This is a genomic window from Anabaena sp. TISTR 8404 (assembly GCF_056847745.1).
The window spans coordinates 5,651,063-5,668,206 of sequence record NZ_CP180578.1 but is presented as its reverse complement, the minus strand read 5'-3'; the positions used below and the strand labels follow the sequence as shown (position 1 = coordinate 5,668,206).

Genomic DNA, 17,144 nt, shown 5'->3' with positions numbered 1-17,144 from the left:
GCAGAGATTGGAGTGCCAGAATTTCTATGCCTTCATATTCTGAATCATCTTTGGAGGCTGGTTTAACTGCCCTCAAGCAGGGAGATTACAAAACAGCGATCGCTCAACTAGAGTCTGTGGCTAGTAGTCAAGGCAATAGTACTACTAGCTTACAAGCTCGTGTTGGGTTAGTTATGGCTTATGCCCGCATCGGCGAAGCCCGCAAGGCGATCGCTTTGTGTCAAACTCTCAGAGATAGCCAAAATCCCCAAGTTCAAGAATGGGCAGAACGCGCTCTCGAACATTTAACAAAACGTAAGAAACAAAAAAAAGTAGAAAATCGCCAAAGTTCTCACGCATCTTCACAAACATCAAAAGGAACTACAAACTCTGGCAATTCAGCTGCTGTCTCAGCAGCACCTATACAAAAGCCTTTACTAGAAACATCAGCACAGTCAAATCATTATCAAAATACCTACGTTGAATCACCTGTAACATCACAAAATCGATTCACAGAGTCGGCTGAATATACCCCGACTCAAAAACTCAATATTTACTGGCGACAAGCAAAACGCGCTAAGGTATGGCAACCTTTACGTAAACCAAAATTACTGCCTTTGCGGTTACAAGCACTGTTGACAATCATCGCCCTATTTTGGGTGATGGAGTTCATCTTAAAATCAGCAATGGTATCCGTAAATGTAATTTTAGATAAGCTACCGTATTTGGAACCATTGCCGTTTTTCTACCGCGACCCCAAATTGGTAGTAATTGGAATTTTAGCAAGTGCGATCGCACTGTCCCCTTGGCTATTAGATTGGTTACTAGCGCAGTTTTGTAGCCAGCAAACCCTATCAAAAGATGTCTTACACAGCCGCAGTCGGGAAACAGCCAGGGTACTCCAACGTTACTGTCAGCAAAAACGCTGGCAATCACCCCAACTCAGGATTTTGCCAATAACAGCACCCATCGCTTTAACCTACGGAAATTTACCCCGCAATGCTCGGATTGTAGTTAGCCAAGGCTTATTAAATCAACTTGCAGATGATGAAATTGCCGTCATCTACGCTACTCAGCTAGGACACATAGCCCACGGTGATTATTTAGTGATGTCGCTGGTATTGCTGCTGACTTTACCGATTTATCGGATATATCAGCAAATTTCCCAGTGGGGAAACAATATTTCTCCTGGTGTTTTGCAGTGGCCATTTAATATTTTGTCTAGTCTGGCTTATGGAATTTGGTGTTTATTTACTGGAACGGCTTTGTGGTTTTCGCGATCGCGGCATTATTATAGCGATCGCCTAGCTGCCGAAATCACTGGTAACCCCAATGCTTTAATTCGGGCTTTCTTAAAAATTGCGATCGGCATTGCCCATGATATTCAACAAGCACAACACACCAATTGCCAGTTAGAAAGTTTGAATCTCCTTATGCCTATCAGCTATCAACAAAGTCTATCTTTGGGTAGTATTGCTGGGCATATTCCTTTTGAGTCAGCCTTGATGTGGGATTATCTCAACCCCTATCGTCACTGGCTGGCGATTAATAATAGCCATCCATTAATCGGCCAGCGTATCCAATGGCTGTGTCAAATAGCTCGTCACTGGCACATAGAAACCGAACTGCATCTGACTAGCGAACAGTTTATCAAAACAACACGTCAATCTTTCTTACTGCAAATCGCTCCCTTCTTAGGCATTCCCCTAGGTTTTGTATTTGCAGCGTTGATTTGGCTGAGTTGGCAAACTGCTTTCAGCCTCAAATTTTTGAACTTGAAATGGATTTATGAAGATTGGAATTTTGTTAGTGGTTGTCTGCTGATTGGTTTTAGCATTGGTTTAGTAATTCGGATGAATGCTTTTTTCCCGAATATTAAAACTCTTAGTTGGCAAGCTGATGAAAGTTTACCCAACCTGTTAGCCAATCCATCTGCTATCCCCATTGATAGTACTAGTGTATGTCTGGTTGGCAAATTATTAGGTCGTCCCGGCACAGCCAATTCTCTCGCACAAGACTTAATCTTACAGTCCAGCACAGGTTTAGTAAAATTACACCATGTTCCTTGGCTATGCTTGGGGCAGAAAGTTCATCTTCAAGATTTGATTGGTCGGCAAATTACTGTTATTGGCTGGTTTCGTCGTGGCGCAACACCTTGGATAGATATTCACACTTTACAAACTCAATCTGGAACAACCCTTCATAGCCCTCACCCAGTTTGGTCTACCATCTTGGCAGTAGCTGCACAGGCTTGGGGTGCTTACATTTTTCTCATAGGTTAGTCAAAAGAAGTCTGAAGTGTGTAGACACCCTTTGGGTGGCTTCCCGTTCGCTGAAAGCGTTCCCGAAGGGTAGGGTAGTGTGAAGTATGAAATTTCATCCTCCTGCCTTTTAAGCAAGGACAAATGACAAAACTTGCAACAATTCTTTACAAGTGTTACATTTATTAACACTATCCCTAGCAACCAGCAAAACTTAGCATCTCGGCTTAGTAATTGCTGTCTACTGCTTGTGCCAATGCATCTTTTTATCCTCCCAACACAGCAGCAACTCGACCAGCCAATGGCTGGTTTTTGTTTCAAATATCCGCTCTTGAGAAAAAAATGTATTTTATGTTACTATTGATTCGCAATATAATCAGAAATGTGTGTTCTGAACTAGCTACGTAGAAGATACCGTGATAATGTAAGGAATGGTGTTGAATTCTGCGGGCAAGGACATCAAAAAAATGTTTACTGTGGCAGACAGTAGGCTAATAAATTTACAAATTTTAGAATTAAGGTGGTATTAACTGAGCGTTGTATGCGCTTTTGGAATATACAAGCTTTATCCAAACGAAAAACTGTATTGTATAAGTTGACAGTTTGGAATAAAAAAAATTGGTTTATGGCAATTTTAATTAATAGCATCTATTTAAAAGCCAAAACCAAGTGATTGTTCTCTTGCCTTGCTACGTTCATTAAACTCTGGAGGTATAGTTCATGTCCGTTCGCCTATATATAGGCAATTTGCCAAAAGAAGAAATAGATCGTCAAGACCTGCAAGCAGTTTTTGCGGCAGAAGGCGATGCTGTAACCACGAAACTAATTAAAGACCGGAAAACTGGTAAATGCCGTGGTTTTGGTTTCTTAACCGTCAACAATGACGAACAAGCTGATCAAATTATTGAAAAATATAATGGTCAGTTGTTTAAAGACACCCCCATTAAGCTAGAAAAAGCATTACCCCGAACTAAGGGTGATGAAGGCGACGAACAAGCGCCTAAAGCTGCTGCACAGAGTAGTCCTGCTCCTAGCAATAAAGAAAGCCGTCGTGATAAAGGTTCTAAGAAAAAACGCGGTGGTGGTGGACGCGAAAGCACCACAACATCTACTGAATCAGATGCAATTCGTCCAGATCCCCGTTGGGCATCTGAACTAGAAAAGCTCAAGCAAATGTTAGCAGCGCAAACCACAAATTAAGACTAGCAAGGAAAAATTAAAAATTAAAAATCAATTTATGGTTTTTAATTTTTAATTGTCCATGAATGCTGGTTTACTCAATCAAAATTACTTGCAGCTAGGGTAGACAAAGCGTCAATGTACAGCGGCTAGTTGTTAGAGATTGCTAGTATTGGTTGAAATTGTGGATGTTGTAGAGTTGGCTCTGTTTTGCAGATAATTGTGCTTGCTTTTGAGTTAGTTGACTAAAAAACAAGCGATACAATGTATTTTTGTATGGATGATGCATACAGAGTCAAATACTGTCAATAGTTGTTTAGTTTGCCGCTGTAAGCGATCGCCTTGGTTCAACTTCATTAAGTTTGTCCAAAATCTTCCAGAGTTCCGAACCGCCAGCGTGAGGGATATTCATACTCTTAAACTAGTAGAGGCGTAGAAATGCCACGTCTCTAAAAAAATTTATCTATATAATAAAATTTTATTTGAACTGTATAAAAATATAACAGCCTAGTACATAAGTCTCTAGTCTTCAATTTCTGTTTTATCCATGATTGGTGTACACAGTTCATAATGGCTACTTATCTGCTGTAATTTTGGCAAAAGTTAAAACAGTGTTGTGTAAGCTTTGGAAATTACATATATACGTGTAACAATCAATAAGGAAATATTACTGAACTGCTTAAGCAGTTCCAGCAGAGGCAGGAAAATTTCTGCCTCTTTTACTATCTCGAATCACCGTTAGCCAAAAAAGATCAAAGATATAGCCTCCCAGAGGCTTGCCCCAGGCTAGGATAAATTTAATTCATTGTTTAATACAAGCCCCATAACCTTATGAGTGGGGTAGTTTCATACTTCAGTTGAGTCTTGACTAATGACTTTATCCGATGAACTATGGGTAGCAAATCAAGATTTAGGACAAGCTTGTCTAGAGCATCCTTTTGTGCAAGGTATAGCTGATGGTACTCTTGAGCAAACAAAGTTTGCTTACTATGTAGGACAAGATGCCTTTTTTTTAGAAGCTTTTGCTCGTGCTTACAGCATCGCCGCCGCCAAAGCACCAGACTGGACAAGGTTTATTATATTTCATAACTTAGTTGGTGGAGTTTTAGCCGAATTACAACTACATCAAAGCTATGCAGCCAAGTGGGGAGTCGAGTTGCACTCTGTAGAACCAGGTGCAGCCACTCGTCGTTACACAGATTTTTTGTTAGCTACAGCTTGGGGTGGCGATGTTGGTTTAACGGCTGCGGCGATGTCTCCTTGTATGCGTTTGTATAGCTTTTTGGGAGAACAGTTAGCTCGTGATGGTATTCCTCATCATCAGTATGCAGATTGGATTCGTACTTACAGTAGTGCAGATTTTCAACCACTAACACAACAATTAGAAAGTTTAGTGGATAATTACGCTACTAATAACGCTTTGGTTCATTCAACTTACCGTTACGCTATGCTTTGCGAACGTGATTTTTTTCAAGCGGCTTGGACACTGTAGCAGTTTTGTTCTGGCTATTGATGAGATATATAGTTATTTAAGAATCTAAAAAGTAAAAATGAAAGCAGAAGCAGAAAGCGATCGCAGGCTAACATGTGAAGTAGAAACTACCCTTAAGGTAATTGGCGGACGCTGGAAGGTTTTAATTATTAGAGAATTAATGACTGGTGTCCAACGCTTTGGTGAATTGCAACGAGCCTTACCTGGAATCACGCAAAAGATGTTGACTCAGCAACTCAGAGAAATGGAGGAAGATGGTATTGTCCATCGCCAAGTTTATGCACAAATACCGCCAAAAGTAGAATATTCACTCACACCATTGGGAGAAAGTCTGAAACCAATTCTCTATGCAATGCACGACTGGGCTGTTGAGCATTTATCTCACATCAACAGCAAACACAAACTCTAAGACATATTATTATTTAATTATTTTGTAAATATTCAATTGCTGCTGCTAATTTTGAAGGATAGCCTTCAGCAAATCTTTCAAACCATAGCCCTTCCGGTGAGAAAGGATCTAATTTTTCTAACCATTCTTGTGCTTGCTTTTGCAAAACTTTTAATTGTTGGGCTTTAATTTTTTCTTGTCGAATGCGTTCTTGTTCTATTTCTTGTTGTCTTTGCAACTCTTCGGCTGCTGCTTGTGCTTCGACATCAGCTTTGACTTCCGCCAAAATGTTATCGATGATAGATTCTGATTTAGATGGCGGCTTTGGGATGAATGGTGGTATTACATTTTGTTGTGGTTGTTGTGCTGCGGGTGCAGGTTTTACTGGATCATATTCCGCTTTTAGTTGAGCTAATAGTTGATCAATAGAGTCCATTTTTGTTAATTTTATATATGAAATGCTTGCATGAATAATTAACCGCAAATACACGCGGATGTACGCGAATAAAATACTAAGATTAGTGTTTTGTTTTTAGCTTAATCGTTAATGGCGTTGAGCAGAACTTCTGACAAACTTAAATCTTCCATATCTTCCATTGTGATGGTGTCACAGATATCAAATTTTGCTCCGGCGCTTTGCAGTTCATCATCTAAGACTTTAAGAAACCGAGTAGCTTGTGGATCTGAACCAACTTGAATAAAAGAAATTGCTAGTTCTTCATCTTTATCCATGCGACGAGAAGCTTCAATAATCGCTTTCATGACTGCTTTGCGATCATCTGGTTCACCGTCAGTCACTACTAAAATTGTTTCCCCATTCGGCTTTGTTGCACCAGCAGCTTTGCGTTGAAAATAATCATCAGTGGCGTGTTTCAAAACTGCGGCTAAGTCTGTAGTTCCTGATGGATCATTTTCTTGAAAAATTTGTGTAACTTTACTAGTAGTCACATTTTCATAACGCTTAAATTTGCCCGAAAACACATAAACAGTAATCCCATCGGGATCAAATTGTTCACATTTACTAGCTAAAGCTAAAGTAGATTCTTGGGCTGCAACCCAGCGGCTTCTACCACCTTTTTGGTCTGGGGTTGCCATACTACCACTTTTATCAATAATTAAAGTATAATCTCGGTTTTCCAGCATAATTAAATCATCCTATTAGTTATGTGTCATTTGTCATTTGTGACGAACCTAAATTTACTGACTATTGACTAATCAATCTGTAATTGCATTCATCAAGATATCAGCAAGACTCATGTCTTCTAAATCGTCCAAAGTGATGGTATCGCAGATATCGAATTTTGCACCGACACCTTGCAATTGATCATCTAAAGCTTTGAGAAACTTTGTGGCTTGGGGATCTGAACCTACTTGAATTAGAGATATTGCTAATTCTTCATCTCGCTCCATTTGACGAGTCGCCTGGATAATTACTTCAAAAACGGCTTTGCGATCGTCGGGTTCACCATCGGTAATTACTAATATTGTTTCACCATTTGGTTTGGACTTACCAGCGGCTTTACGTTGAAAATAATTATTGACTGCATCATGGAGTACACCAGCTAAGTTGGTAGTACCAGCAGGGTCATTTTCTAAGAAAATCTGTGCGACTTTAGCTGAGGTAACATCGTCGTAACGTTTAAATCTGCCAGAAAATACATAAACTGTAATTCCATCTGGGTCAAATTGTTCGCATTTCCTTGCTAAAGCTAGAGTAGACTCTTGGGCTATTTCCCATCTACTTCTACCACCAGCTTGGTCAGGTGTAGACATACTACCGCTTTTGTCTAGGATTAATGTATAGTCGCGATCGCTCATCATATCTTCCTCTCAAATTGTTACCTTGTGCTACTAGTCTAGTCTACGCATCTTGTAGTTCTGCAAGCCTTTAGGTATAAGTTAACAGAATTACTAACTATTATATTTTTTTGTGATATTTGTCACTCAGTAATCTTTTTGTCGCGAAGAATTCAAGGCCGTTCTACTGTTTCAGAGATGAGACAGCAGAGAAGGAATTAAGTATTGTTTGATAGAAGTTCGCGGTTAATAACTTAATATGGCAATCATCCAGATCTGGGATAGCAAATATCTATAAGAATCAGATTTGATTCGGATAAATTATAGATTCATGCACTATTACAAGAAGGCACTAGCATTCACAAGAATATGAGAATTTTCTCACTCATTATTCATGTATTTTTCATACATAAATTTAAGTATAGAGATTAAAGAAGAGAGTAGTAATTACTGCATTCTTTCTCACTACTAATCTATCTTGTAATTGATAAAGTGTTGCACATGAATCCTAAAGTTACCCTTGGCTTACTAATCAGCGCTAGTTTTGGATTGTTTTTAAATTTAGGTAATCAATCGGCTAATGCTGCTGGTATTTCAGCAAAATCTGAGTTAAAGCGTACATCTTCTATTGAATTTGGAGTAATTGACTTAGTAGAAAAAGAATCTTCAGAACTAATCCTAGCGGATGATAGTGATCGTCGCCGCAACCGTAACCGCAACAGCAACAGTAATAGTAATAGCAATAGTAATAGCAACAGCAACAGTAATAGTAATAGCAATAGTAATAGCAACAGCAACAGTAATAGCAATAGTGACAGTGGAGATGATGACGATGATGATTAACGTCGTAGAAACTATTTGATTAATTATTAAACTGAAACTCTCAGTATAGAAGCTATTATAGGGGGATTTGATTGATAGTTGGAGATGTCTATCTACTATCAAAATGTATGTAACTTTACCCCCTTTTTTATTAATTTTTATATTTAATTGATGAATTAAAAACAGATTTTTGCAATATTAATATGATATGAAGACTTTGCAGTGGTTACTAGCAACCTATCCATTAGAGCAGTTTTTTACAGAGTTTTGGACAAAAAAAGCAATTTACATTTCAAAAGATAAATATCAAAGGTTTCAAAATATTTTTTCATGGAAAGAGTTGAATGAACTACTGAATTATCACAAACTCAAAGAACCAGATTTACGCTTCTCGATGAATGGCAAATCGCTACCAGAGACATACAATCGGCAAGAGTGGAGCGATCGCCTGCGTCAGGGAGCTACACTGATAATTAACGGGGTGCATCACCGCATTCCGACTGTAGCTGAACTAGCAGCAAATCTTCGACATGAAATTGGCTATGAAACCCACGTTAATTTATATTGTTCGCCAGCTAAACAGCGAGGGTTTGATTGTCACTACGATACTCACGATGTGCTGATTCTGCAAATCGAGGGTGAAAAGCAATGGTTTGTTTACCAAGAAACGCTGCCATACCCCACCGCAGATATGCCATCATCAAAACAGCAGCAACCACAAAAGCCACCTTATTTGGAGTGCGTACTTAAAGCTGGCGATTTGCTATATATCCCACGCGGACACTGGCACTATGCAGTGGCTTGTGAACAGCCATCTCTTCATCTCACGGTTGGTATTGAATGTCAAACAGGGTTAGACTGGCTTAATTGGTTGATGAAAGATTTACAAGAAAATGTTTGTTGGCGGCAAAGCTTGCCAGCGATCGCAGATAGCAATACAAATGTAATAGAACAGCAATTAAGTGCATTGCGTCAGCATCTAATTGAAAGTTTACACCAACCTGATATTTTTAAAAGATATATAGAAGCGTTAAATTATCAACATCAACCGCAGCTTCCAGTTAGTTTACCTGCTCAAATGGGAACTAACATTTTTCCTAATCTATTTATGACTCGGTTTAGTTGGTCTCCACTGCACCGAATTCGGATTAAACAAATAGATGAGGCACAATATCAAGTGCGGGTTGGTACCACACAAATTGACCTCAAAGGCATCCCAGAGAAATTAGGAGAAAATTTATTTAACTGCGATGAATTTAGCTTATTTGATATTGCTGATTGGTCGCTAGATTTAGATTTAGAATGTGATATTATCCCACTCATCACCCGTCTTTTAACTGAAGGAATTTTGTTGGTTAAATCTGATTAAAATACTGTTTGGAGGAGTTTTTTAACGCAGAGAAGCGATAAGATAAGCAAAGTAACGCGGAGTAAGTAATTATGGCACAGGGTGTTAATTTACTTACAACTCTGTGCCAATTCATTAGTTAGCAAATTTCTTCTAAATCTAACCACTCATCATAAGATGAATCATAACCAAGGTAATGAACAAAGTATTGCTGACCGCGAATTTCTTCTATTGTGGCGGTATACCATTCTTCGTTGTCTTCATCCCAACATTTTACTTTTTGACCAACAGCAAATCCATTATCATCGGATGATTCATGGTCACGAATCCGAACATCTTCTTCACCAACCCACTCATCAGAAGATGAACCATAGCCAATATAATTAATATAGAATTGGTCATCTTTAATTTTCTGAATTGTGGCTTTATACCATTCTTCGTCTTCTTCGTCCCAGACTTCTACAGTGTTATTCACTACATACTGAGTGGTATCTGATTTTGACTTGGTAGCAGAGGAAGTATCTTGTTTTTGGGGCTGTTGTGCCTCTTGGGCAATTTCTGCTTTGACTAGAGTATGAGCTTGTAAAATTAAGCTACGAGCAACGCTTTGAATACCTGTATGCTCAAAGTAATTTGTAGTTTGATCTAAGAATGCGGCTACAAAATCTAAATTATCGTCAGCAATCTGAACAAAACTACTCAAACCATTAGCAATTGACTGTGGAGTTATACCTGTCTTGGCTACTAGGTTATTCATCCAGCCTTGCACAGAGTTAAAACCTTGGGCAATAAAACCAACTTTATCTGAAGGAGTATTACCTGGTAAAGAGCTATTGACAGCTTGGAAGATAGGGTTTTGGGCGATCGCATTACCAGCATCCGCACCACTAATCATTTCCTGAATTTTCATCAGGAAGTCGGGGCCTAAAGGTAAAATGCCATCTATACAAACTAAAGCTGCCATCCGCATCAGGGAAGCATTTTGATAATTATTAGCCAAGGTATTAGCAAACTCTTGGGGGTTAGGTTGGGGAATCCCGTTAAGTTTGCAGAAGGCGATGATTTCGATCGCAATTTTGAGAACTAAGTCAATTGTTTGCGTGACATCAGCTTTAGGTGTAATGTTACCTAAAAAAGACAGAAAGCTGATTTTTTCACCTACTTTGTTAGCCATAGCCGCAGTTCCCATTGCTGCATCGGCTTTGTCGATGATTTGATAAAGTTTGATTGCTGCTTGATAGCCGTGTTGTGGATCTAAATATAAGCTATTGGCGCGATCGCGGATTCTTTGAATGACTTTAGCATCAGTTTCACCAGTCACGGCACGCACAGTATTATCAAATCCCACCAAATTATCCCACTGTCCTGGGGCTACATAATCTAGGGCTTTTAAAACTTTGACAGTAATATTGTCACTGGGTAACTCATCAACTAACTGAATAATGGATTTATCCATAAGTAAGTCCTTGTGAAACAAAACCTTAATTGATAGAGTTCCCTAACCAGAGAAGAAAGTAACTTTATTTTTGTTTTCACAGACAAACTCTCGATATCTCTTGATATCTATTGATTTCAGACATTTAAAAAGCACTGTAAAATATTGGCATTACACCCCAAGCACACAAGTGACACTTTTTTACCATCATGGTTCTAGCCGCACCCCAGCGCCAAACCCCTGTCGTCACTTGGGAAAAACTCCCAGATGATTTTATTCTGCCCGACGATCCAGTGGAAAATATTCAACAACCTTTTTTAGCAGCAGCTTTAACAGAAGCTTTAGCTACAGCAAATCGGATTCAACCAGAGATGTTGATTGCATCAAATTTTGGCATCGTCGCTAATATTAATCAAAAAACAATTGTTAAAGCACCGGATTGGTTATATATACCACGTGTGTCACCAGTAGGAGTAGGTGTAATTCGTCGCAGCTATACACCCAATATAGAAGGTGAAAACGTAGCTGTGGTGATGGAGTTTCTTTCAGACACCGATAACGGAGAATATTCAATTCGTCCCACTTTTCCTTATGGGAAACTCTACTTTTACGAACACATATTACAAGTTCCCACCTATGCAATTTTTAATCCTTACGAAGTTAGCTTAGAAGTACTTCGTCTGGAAAATGGACGATATGTTTTGCAACAACCAACAGAATCAGGACAATTTTGGATTCCTGAGTTGGATTTATTTTTAGGAATTTGGCGAGGAACTCGCTTAGGGATGAATATTTGTTGGTTGCGATGGTGGGATGAAGCCGGGAATTTGTTGCTGTGGAGTTCTGAACAAGCAGAACAAGAACGCCAACGGGCTGAACAAGAACGTCAACGGGCTGATGATGCGATCGCCCAATTGGAAATTGAACGTCAGCGCCAAGCAGCCTTATTAGCAAAATTACGGGAATTAGGTATAGATACAGAATGAAACAATTTTGGATTAATCCCTTTCCCACAAAAAAACTCCCTCAGTAAATCTGAGGGAGGATTGAGAAGGAGTACTTGGTAATAGGATGTTTATGCAGGGTTAACTACAGGGTTGCTTTGTAATAGTTGGATAATCGCCGTTTTTTCTAAAATCCCCACGAGTACGCCGTTGTCCCGAATTACAGCTAAAGCTGGTAGTTTTTGTTGTTCAAGTAGCTGTATTACTTCTAAGAGGGGCTGATCTGATTTTACCGTGGTAGATGCAGCAACTGGGCGCATGATTTCTTTAACTTGAGTTTCTGTCCACTGTGTTGTGGGAATGGTTCGCAAATCATCTAGTGCAACTGCGCCTACTAATTTTCCTGCATCGTCGGTGACTAAGAAGCGCTTCCAGTCTTGTTGGTGCAGAATTTGTTCATCAGCAAATTCTCTCAAGCTGAGGTTTGCAGATATGATTGGGCTATTACTTGTGACGACATCTGCGGCTGTTAAGCCATCAAGTTTTTCTTGAACTCTCGCAAATTGGGCTGCATTCCCAGCATTTTGCAGTAAGAAGAAGCCAATTAGCAGATTCCAGAAGTTAGCCGCACTACCGAAGAATATGAGTGGAAGTATACCAGAAGCGATCGCCACCCAACCAAAGATCTGTCCAACTCGGCTGGCAAAAGTCACACCTTTATAAGGATTGCCTGTAATTTTCCAAACAAGGGCTTTGAGGATATTACCACCATCTAAAGGTAAGCCAGGAATCAAGTTAAACAGTGCTAAGGCTAAGTTAACAGAAGCGAGAACACCCAAAACTGCCGCTAGTGGCCCCGATACAGGAGTTGTTACACCAACTGCTGTCACAATTCCACATAATAGTAAGCTAACTAACGGCCCGGCGATCGCAATCCAAAAAGCTTCTGTGGGAGTTTTGGATTCTTTTTCTAAGTTTGCCAAACCACCAAAGATAAACAACGTGATGGATTTAACATCAATACCTTGGCGCAAAGCAACAAAGCTATGTCCTAATTCGTGGGCGACGACAGAAGCAAACAATAACAGCGCTGTCATCAATCCTAGTAGCAAAGCTAACCCCCCAGACAATTGGGGAAATTGTGCTAAAAGTCCACTACTATAGCTCCAGGTTACCAAGCCAAAAACCAAAAACCATGACGGATGGATATAAAACGGAATCCCGAAGAGATTACCAACGCGAATTGTGCCATTCATGTCGTTCACCTTTGAAAGCTGCCGAGAGATTGACTTTCACCTCTCGATGTCTCTAGTGTAACGAAACGTAACAAAAATTAAAATCAATCAAGAGTTGTGCTTACCGTCCTTGAAGGTGTGGTTATACCAATTTTGGATTTTAGATTTTGGAGCAGAGGTTCCCTCCGTTGTAGCAAGTGGCGTGATTTTGGATTAAAAATTTAGAATTGCTGAATTAATCTCTCAAACTCTTACTCTCCGCGCCTCTGCGTCTCTGCGTGAGATATTACCTATTCACAGGTACTACCTTTACAATCTTCTCTACCTTATCCACCATTACCCGCGACAGTCCAAACTTCTCAATCACCGTTGCATTTGTAGTCAGGTGAGTACTGACATTTGCTACTCTATATTGACTTTCTTCTGTAGCCAAAGTTGCAGGCAATATTAACTGATCTCCTAAATGCTCATCGACTGGCGCACCAGTCTGGTGAAATTTCAGCAGTTGTTCGCAAGCAATTTCTGCGACTGTTTCCGATGACATCCGCCAACGCCCAAACCCACCAAATCCCGTCAAGCTGTTCTCATACTCAGCCGTGAGAAAAATCCCGGCTCCCGGTGCAGCACCTTTTTCTCGTAAAGCTTGTATGGAAACATTGAATCCGGCTATGCGTAATATTTTCTCGGCCCGATTAGCCATACGTTGAGGAATATGAGCAGGTAATTCCGTCACCACAGCTAGTCCGCGTACTTGGCGTAAATCTCCCCGTTCTAGTAAGTGTATGCCACTGAGTTGAGTACCACCACTCACCTGCATTTCTACTTCTCCGCCACCTTGGGGATACCACCCCCACGCACCTAATTTCACAGATGCTTTTACCCCCATACGCTGGAGCATTGGTAGATATACTTGCTCAATATAAGTCATCGTCGGGCTAAAAATTACATGAGTTCCACCGCGTAATGTTACCTGAGAGTCACCCTTTGCTAAGGCTAAAGGTAAAAGAATTGTTTGTAGAACTAAAGTAATTGCCCCAGCCGAACCACCTTCTATCACTTCACTGACATCAAAGGTATAGTTTCCCGCCTGCACTGGACTACTGGGAATGAATTCCAGCATCATGGAACCTAAAGCATCCCCCTGTAGTTGAGCGTGACAAATCTTGGCAGCAGCTCTAACTGCTGTGAGGTGTTGTGGCGCTAACCCTGGCTTTTTGCGTCCGGCGCGAATATTTGCAATCCGAATAGGTTCACCCGTGATAGCGGCTAAACTCAGGCAAGTACGGAGAACTTGTCCGCCTCCCTCCCCATAGGAACCGTCAATGTCAATCATGAGCAGTGTTTGAATGATGGATGTTGGGTTATGCCCACGGTTTTGACAATTAAAGCACAGATGACCAGAAATAAACACAGATAAATTCTCGGTGTTTAAGCTTCACACCTTTCCCTTGTTCCCTGCTCCTCATATATATATTAGTCAGCCCTGACAGCAGAATGGAATTATTGCTCAATCTGCTAAGTGATCACTTAAAACTGCCCGTAATCTGATACCCAGGGGTCTAGCTTAAATTCATGAGCGAGGAAATCAATGAAACAACGCACTTTAGCTGGCACAAATCGACCCCGACGGTAGACAGCGTGAATGGGTAGTGCAACAGGTTGATAGTCTTTGAGGATCACTTTCAGGTTGCCATTGTACAGCGCATCACCAAATAACCAGACCGGAGAGACCGCAATCCCTAACCCAGCAAACACAGCGGCTCGAATAGCAGTAGAGTTATTGGCCTGAAAGTTTCCATTCACTGTGACTCGGATAATTCCTTGAATTCCTTGAAAGTGCCATTCATTACCTGTAGTCAGGCGAGTGTAAACAATACAGTTGTGCTGTACCAAGTCTTCTGGTGTTTTCGGTTCACCTGCTCGCTCAAAGTAGGATTGATGTCCAATTGTGACTCGCTTTGTAGTACCAATGCGTTGTGTAATTAGTGAGGTATCCTGGACGTTGCCAATCCGAATTGCCAAATCTACCCCTTCTTCTATCAGGTCAACAAAGTGATCTGCCATGATTAAATCAATTTTGATATCTGGGTAGCGTTCAAGAAAGGCCTTCAGTCGTGGTACCAGTTGCAGTTGACTAAAAGCGACAGGACAACTTACTCGCAATATACCCGCAGGCTTTTGCCGTTTCCCCACACTGGATTCTGCTTCTGCAATTGTCTCCAATACCCGTTGACAGTGTTCGTAGAAGCGGGAACCTTCTTCGGTCAAACTCAACGTGCGAGTGGAGCGAACGAGTAACTGAACGTCTAAATATTCCTCTAGCGCCGCAATCTGCTTACTGATAGTAGGTTGAGTGGTGTTCAGTTCACGGGCGACAGTGGAAAAACTGCCTGTTTCCACTGTCCGCACAAAACTTTTTATACAAGCAATGCGATCCATTGCCGAATTTATGCTTATTTGGTATAAATTATATTCTTTTTTGCCATCTTCTCAAGCATTTGAGTATAAATCATGATGAAGATGTCAACAACAAACGAAACATCAAACGCCAGAAGCTTTATGAATATCAATGATTCTGTGGCACTGGTTATGGGTGCAAATCAAAGAGTAAATTTTAAACTTTAAACTAAGGAGAACAGGATCGTGATCCTCAAAACAGCACTTGATGCCTTTCGCTCTGAATTTTTAGAAAAGTTTCCGGCCGAGCAAGCTGCTATTATGCAACAGGCAACCGATGCCTTGGTTGAAACTTTTCAAACCAAACAACCGATTCAAGCTGGAGATCAAGCACCTGATTTTGTACTAACTAATGCTATTGGTGAAACTGTAAGATTGAGCGATCGCCTCTCTCAAGGTTCAGTGATTCTTACATTTTATCGGGGTGGCTGGTGTCCCTATTGTAACCTGGCATTGCGGGCTTACCAACAGGTCTTGCCTCAAATTCGTGAGCTAGGTGCTTCACTGATTGCCGTTTCTCCTCAAACACCTGATACCTCTCTGACAACAGTTGAGAAAAACAATCTGGAGTTTGATGTTCTCAGTGACGTAGGTTGCAAAGTTGCACAGGCTTATGGCATTGCGTTTGAACTGCCTCTTTATTTGCAGCAACTTTACACTGAATTGGGACATCCTCTCCCAGAAAACAACGGTACAGAGGATTGGCAGTTGCCTGTTCCTGCAACTTTTGTGATTGCTCCAGATGGACGAGTAGCTCTGGCTTACGTTGATGTGGACTATCGCAATCGCTTAGAACCGACGGATGCGATCGCTGCATTGAAACAAATTTCTCACAAAGATTAAAAATTCATCAGCGAGTATCAAAGAATCATTCATTTACATATTGCACTGGAAGATTAAAATTGCGATTCAATGCCAGATAGATCCCCGACTTTCAAAAAAGTCGGGGATATTTTCTTGTAAGTTGAACTACAGCCAATTTACTAAAAGCAGGTTTATGTTCTGTTAGTTGTCGCAACCCTATCAACAGTTCAGTGAGGGTGGTGGCTATTCGCAGTTTTCTTACCTCACTTCTTGCACCTACCCAATTTCCCGCCAGAGAATTTATTCTCTGGCTCACAGCACAAGTCCGTTGCAACGGACTCAAATACTCTACCAGTCAGATAAATCTGACTTTCACTATTAGCCAAGAAATTTATTTCTTGGCGGGATAAAAAGCTGGTGCAAGATCTCAGTTACTCAACTATCTGGCAAATTTGCAAACACCTGCGCCACTAAATCTTTTGTCTTATTTTCTAGACGCTGCCAATCTACATCACCCAACTCATCAATTAAACTAGTGTCAATATCAACAGCCTCATTCTCTGGGCTGTAATTGGCAAAACATACTTGATAACACAGTTCCCACAAATCAACGCTGACTTTCTGCTCTTGACGTTGCAATTGCAAATGATATCCTGGATGGGGCATTGGCAAACGTGCCAGGGTATCACGAATTTCTTCTGCTTGTTCTGGTGTGGCACTTTCCATGTCTTGCAACAGTCCAGTAACCAAGGCTTTCATTTCGTCAGTGGTGCTAGGCGGCCAAATCAGTACATCTTGGTAGGTTCCCGTCCAAGCAGATGTGTCGAGTTGCTTACGAATGTTATCCACAACTCTAATGAAAGCTGGTTGCATGAGGAGTTCAGCCTGTTGCCATGCAACTGGATTGGTTATTTTAGGTGGCATCGGTCGTCAAACGATTTTGGATTTTGGATTTTGGATTTTGGATTGACTCTAACCGCTAGGGTACAGTGTTTGAGGATTT

At 40.7% G+C, this 17,144-nt stretch carries 17 protein-coding genes; 8 read left to right on the top strand and 9 right to left on the bottom strand.

Annotated features, from left to right (window positions below; genetic code table 11):
• Nucleotides 1–26 precede the first annotated feature (26 nt).
• The 4 genes from ACMX3D_RS24645 (at nucleotide 27) to ACMX3D_RS24630 (ending at nucleotide 5,320) form a co-directional block, all read left to right on the top strand.
• Nucleotides 27–2,261, top strand: coding sequence for a M48 family metalloprotease (locus ACMX3D_RS24645; RefSeq protein WP_482748428.1), 2,235 nt, complete (start codon nucleotides 27–29; stop codon nucleotides 2,259–2,261).
• Between the two features lie 699 nt (nucleotides 2,262–2,960).
• The gene (locus ACMX3D_RS24640; protein ID WP_482748427.1) at nucleotides 2,961–3,440 is read left to right on the top strand and encodes an RNA recognition motif domain-containing protein; all 480 of its coding nucleotides are present in this window, start codon (nucleotides 2,961–2,963) and stop codon (nucleotides 3,438–3,440) included.
• Nucleotides 3,441–4,290: 850 nt separating this feature from the next.
• On the top strand, nucleotides 4,291–4,911 hold the full coding sequence (locus ACMX3D_RS24635) for a TenA family protein (RefSeq protein ID WP_482748426.1): 621 nt from the start codon (nucleotides 4,291–4,293) through the stop codon (nucleotides 4,909–4,911).
• A gap of 58 nt (nucleotides 4,912–4,969) precedes the next feature.
• Nucleotides 4,970–5,320, top strand: coding sequence for a winged helix-turn-helix transcriptional regulator (locus ACMX3D_RS24630; protein WP_482748425.1), 351 nt, complete (start codon nucleotides 4,970–4,972; stop codon nucleotides 5,318–5,320).
• A 13-nt stretch (nucleotides 5,321–5,333) separates the two neighbouring features.
• On the opposite strand, the gene ACMX3D_RS24625 is transcribed toward ACMX3D_RS24630, so the two are convergent.
• The 3 genes from ACMX3D_RS24625 to ACMX3D_RS24615 all read right to left on the bottom strand — a co-directional run bounded on the left by ACMX3D_RS24625 (nucleotide 5,334) and on the right by ACMX3D_RS24615 (nucleotide 7,120).
• Nucleotides 5,334–5,735 (bottom strand): salt stress protein, Slr1339 family, encoded by a 402-nt coding sequence (locus ACMX3D_RS24625; RefSeq protein WP_482748424.1) that lies wholly within the window; start codon nucleotides 5,733–5,735, stop codon nucleotides 5,334–5,336.
• Between the two features lie 101 nt (nucleotides 5,736–5,836).
• Entirely contained in the window at nucleotides 5,837–6,442 is a 606-nt protein-coding gene (locus tag ACMX3D_RS24620) for a vWA domain-containing protein (RefSeq protein ID WP_482748423.1), read from the bottom strand.
• Between the two features lie 72 nt (nucleotides 6,443–6,514).
• Nucleotides 6,515–7,120: a vWA domain-containing protein gene (locus ACMX3D_RS24615; RefSeq protein WP_482748422.1), complete on the bottom strand. Its 606-nt coding sequence runs from the start codon at nucleotides 7,118–7,120 to the stop codon at nucleotides 6,515–6,517.
• A 477-nt stretch (nucleotides 7,121–7,597) separates the two neighbouring features.
• Here ACMX3D_RS24615 and ACMX3D_RS24610 point away from each other — a divergent pair, with 477 nt between their 5' ends.
• Both ACMX3D_RS24610 and ACMX3D_RS24605 read left to right on the top strand, forming a co-directional pair.
• On the top strand, nucleotides 7,598–7,939 hold the full coding sequence (locus tag ACMX3D_RS24610) for a hypothetical protein (protein ID WP_482748421.1): 342 nt from the start codon (nucleotides 7,598–7,600) through the stop codon (nucleotides 7,937–7,939).
• Nucleotides 7,940–8,126: 187 nt separating this feature from the next.
• A complete protein-coding gene (locus tag ACMX3D_RS24605; RefSeq protein WP_482748420.1) occupies nucleotides 8,127–9,287 on the top strand; it encodes a cupin domain-containing protein in 1,161 nt (386 codons plus the stop codon).
• A 118-nt stretch (nucleotides 9,288–9,405) separates the two neighbouring features.
• On the opposite strand, the gene ACMX3D_RS24600 is transcribed toward ACMX3D_RS24605, so the two are convergent.
• Complete coding sequence (locus tag ACMX3D_RS24600) at nucleotides 9,406–10,722, bottom strand: Tudor-knot domain-containing protein (RefSeq protein WP_482748419.1); 1,317 nt, start codon at nucleotides 10,720–10,722, stop codon at nucleotides 9,406–9,408.
• 188 nt (nucleotides 10,723–10,910) lie between these two features.
• Here ACMX3D_RS24600 and ACMX3D_RS24595 point away from each other — a divergent pair, with 188 nt between their 5' ends.
• Nucleotides 10,911–11,687 (top strand): Uma2 family endonuclease, encoded by a 777-nt coding sequence (locus ACMX3D_RS24595; RefSeq protein ID WP_482748418.1) that lies wholly within the window; start codon nucleotides 10,911–10,913, stop codon nucleotides 11,685–11,687.
• Nucleotides 11,688–11,776: 89 nt separating this feature from the next.
• Here the strand turns inward: ACMX3D_RS24595 and ACMX3D_RS24590 are convergent, their stop codons facing one another.
• The 3 genes from ACMX3D_RS24590 to ACMX3D_RS24580 all read right to left on the bottom strand — a co-directional run bounded on the left by ACMX3D_RS24590 (nucleotide 11,777) and on the right by ACMX3D_RS24580 (nucleotide 15,319).
• Nucleotides 11,777–12,901 (bottom strand): site-2 protease family protein, encoded by a 1,125-nt coding sequence (locus tag ACMX3D_RS24590; protein ID WP_482748417.1) that lies wholly within the window; start codon nucleotides 12,899–12,901, stop codon nucleotides 11,777–11,779.
• Between the two features lie 265 nt (nucleotides 12,902–13,166).
• Nucleotides 13,167–14,213 carry an RNA 3'-terminal phosphate cyclase gene (rtcA, locus tag ACMX3D_RS24585; protein ID WP_482748416.1) on the bottom strand — a complete coding sequence of 349 codons (1,047 nt, stop codon included), beginning with the start codon at nucleotides 14,211–14,213 and terminating at the stop codon, nucleotides 13,167–13,169.
• A gap of 194 nt (nucleotides 14,214–14,407) precedes the next feature.
• On the bottom strand, nucleotides 14,408–15,319 hold the full coding sequence (locus tag ACMX3D_RS24580; protein ID WP_482748415.1) for a LysR substrate-binding domain-containing protein: 912 nt from the start codon (nucleotides 15,317–15,319) through the stop codon (nucleotides 14,408–14,410).
• 204 nt (nucleotides 15,320–15,523) lie between these two features.
• On the opposite strand from ACMX3D_RS24580, the gene ACMX3D_RS24575 reads away from it, so the two are divergent.
• On the top strand, nucleotides 15,524–16,180 hold the full coding sequence (locus ACMX3D_RS24575; RefSeq protein WP_482748414.1) for a peroxiredoxin-like family protein: 657 nt from the start codon (nucleotides 15,524–15,526) through the stop codon (nucleotides 16,178–16,180).
• A gap of 91 nt (nucleotides 16,181–16,271) precedes the next feature.
• Here the strand turns inward: ACMX3D_RS24575 and ACMX3D_RS24570 are convergent, their stop codons facing one another.
• Nucleotides 16,272–16,457: a hypothetical protein gene (locus ACMX3D_RS24570; RefSeq protein WP_482748413.1), complete on the bottom strand. Its 186-nt coding sequence runs from the start codon at nucleotides 16,455–16,457 to the stop codon at nucleotides 16,272–16,274.
• A gap of 119 nt (nucleotides 16,458–16,576) precedes the next feature.
• The gene (locus tag ACMX3D_RS24565) at nucleotides 16,577–17,065 is read right to left on the bottom strand and encodes a hypothetical protein (protein ID WP_482748412.1); all 489 of its coding nucleotides are present in this window, start codon (nucleotides 17,063–17,065) and stop codon (nucleotides 16,577–16,579) included.
• Nucleotides 17,066–17,144 lie beyond the last annotated feature (79 nt).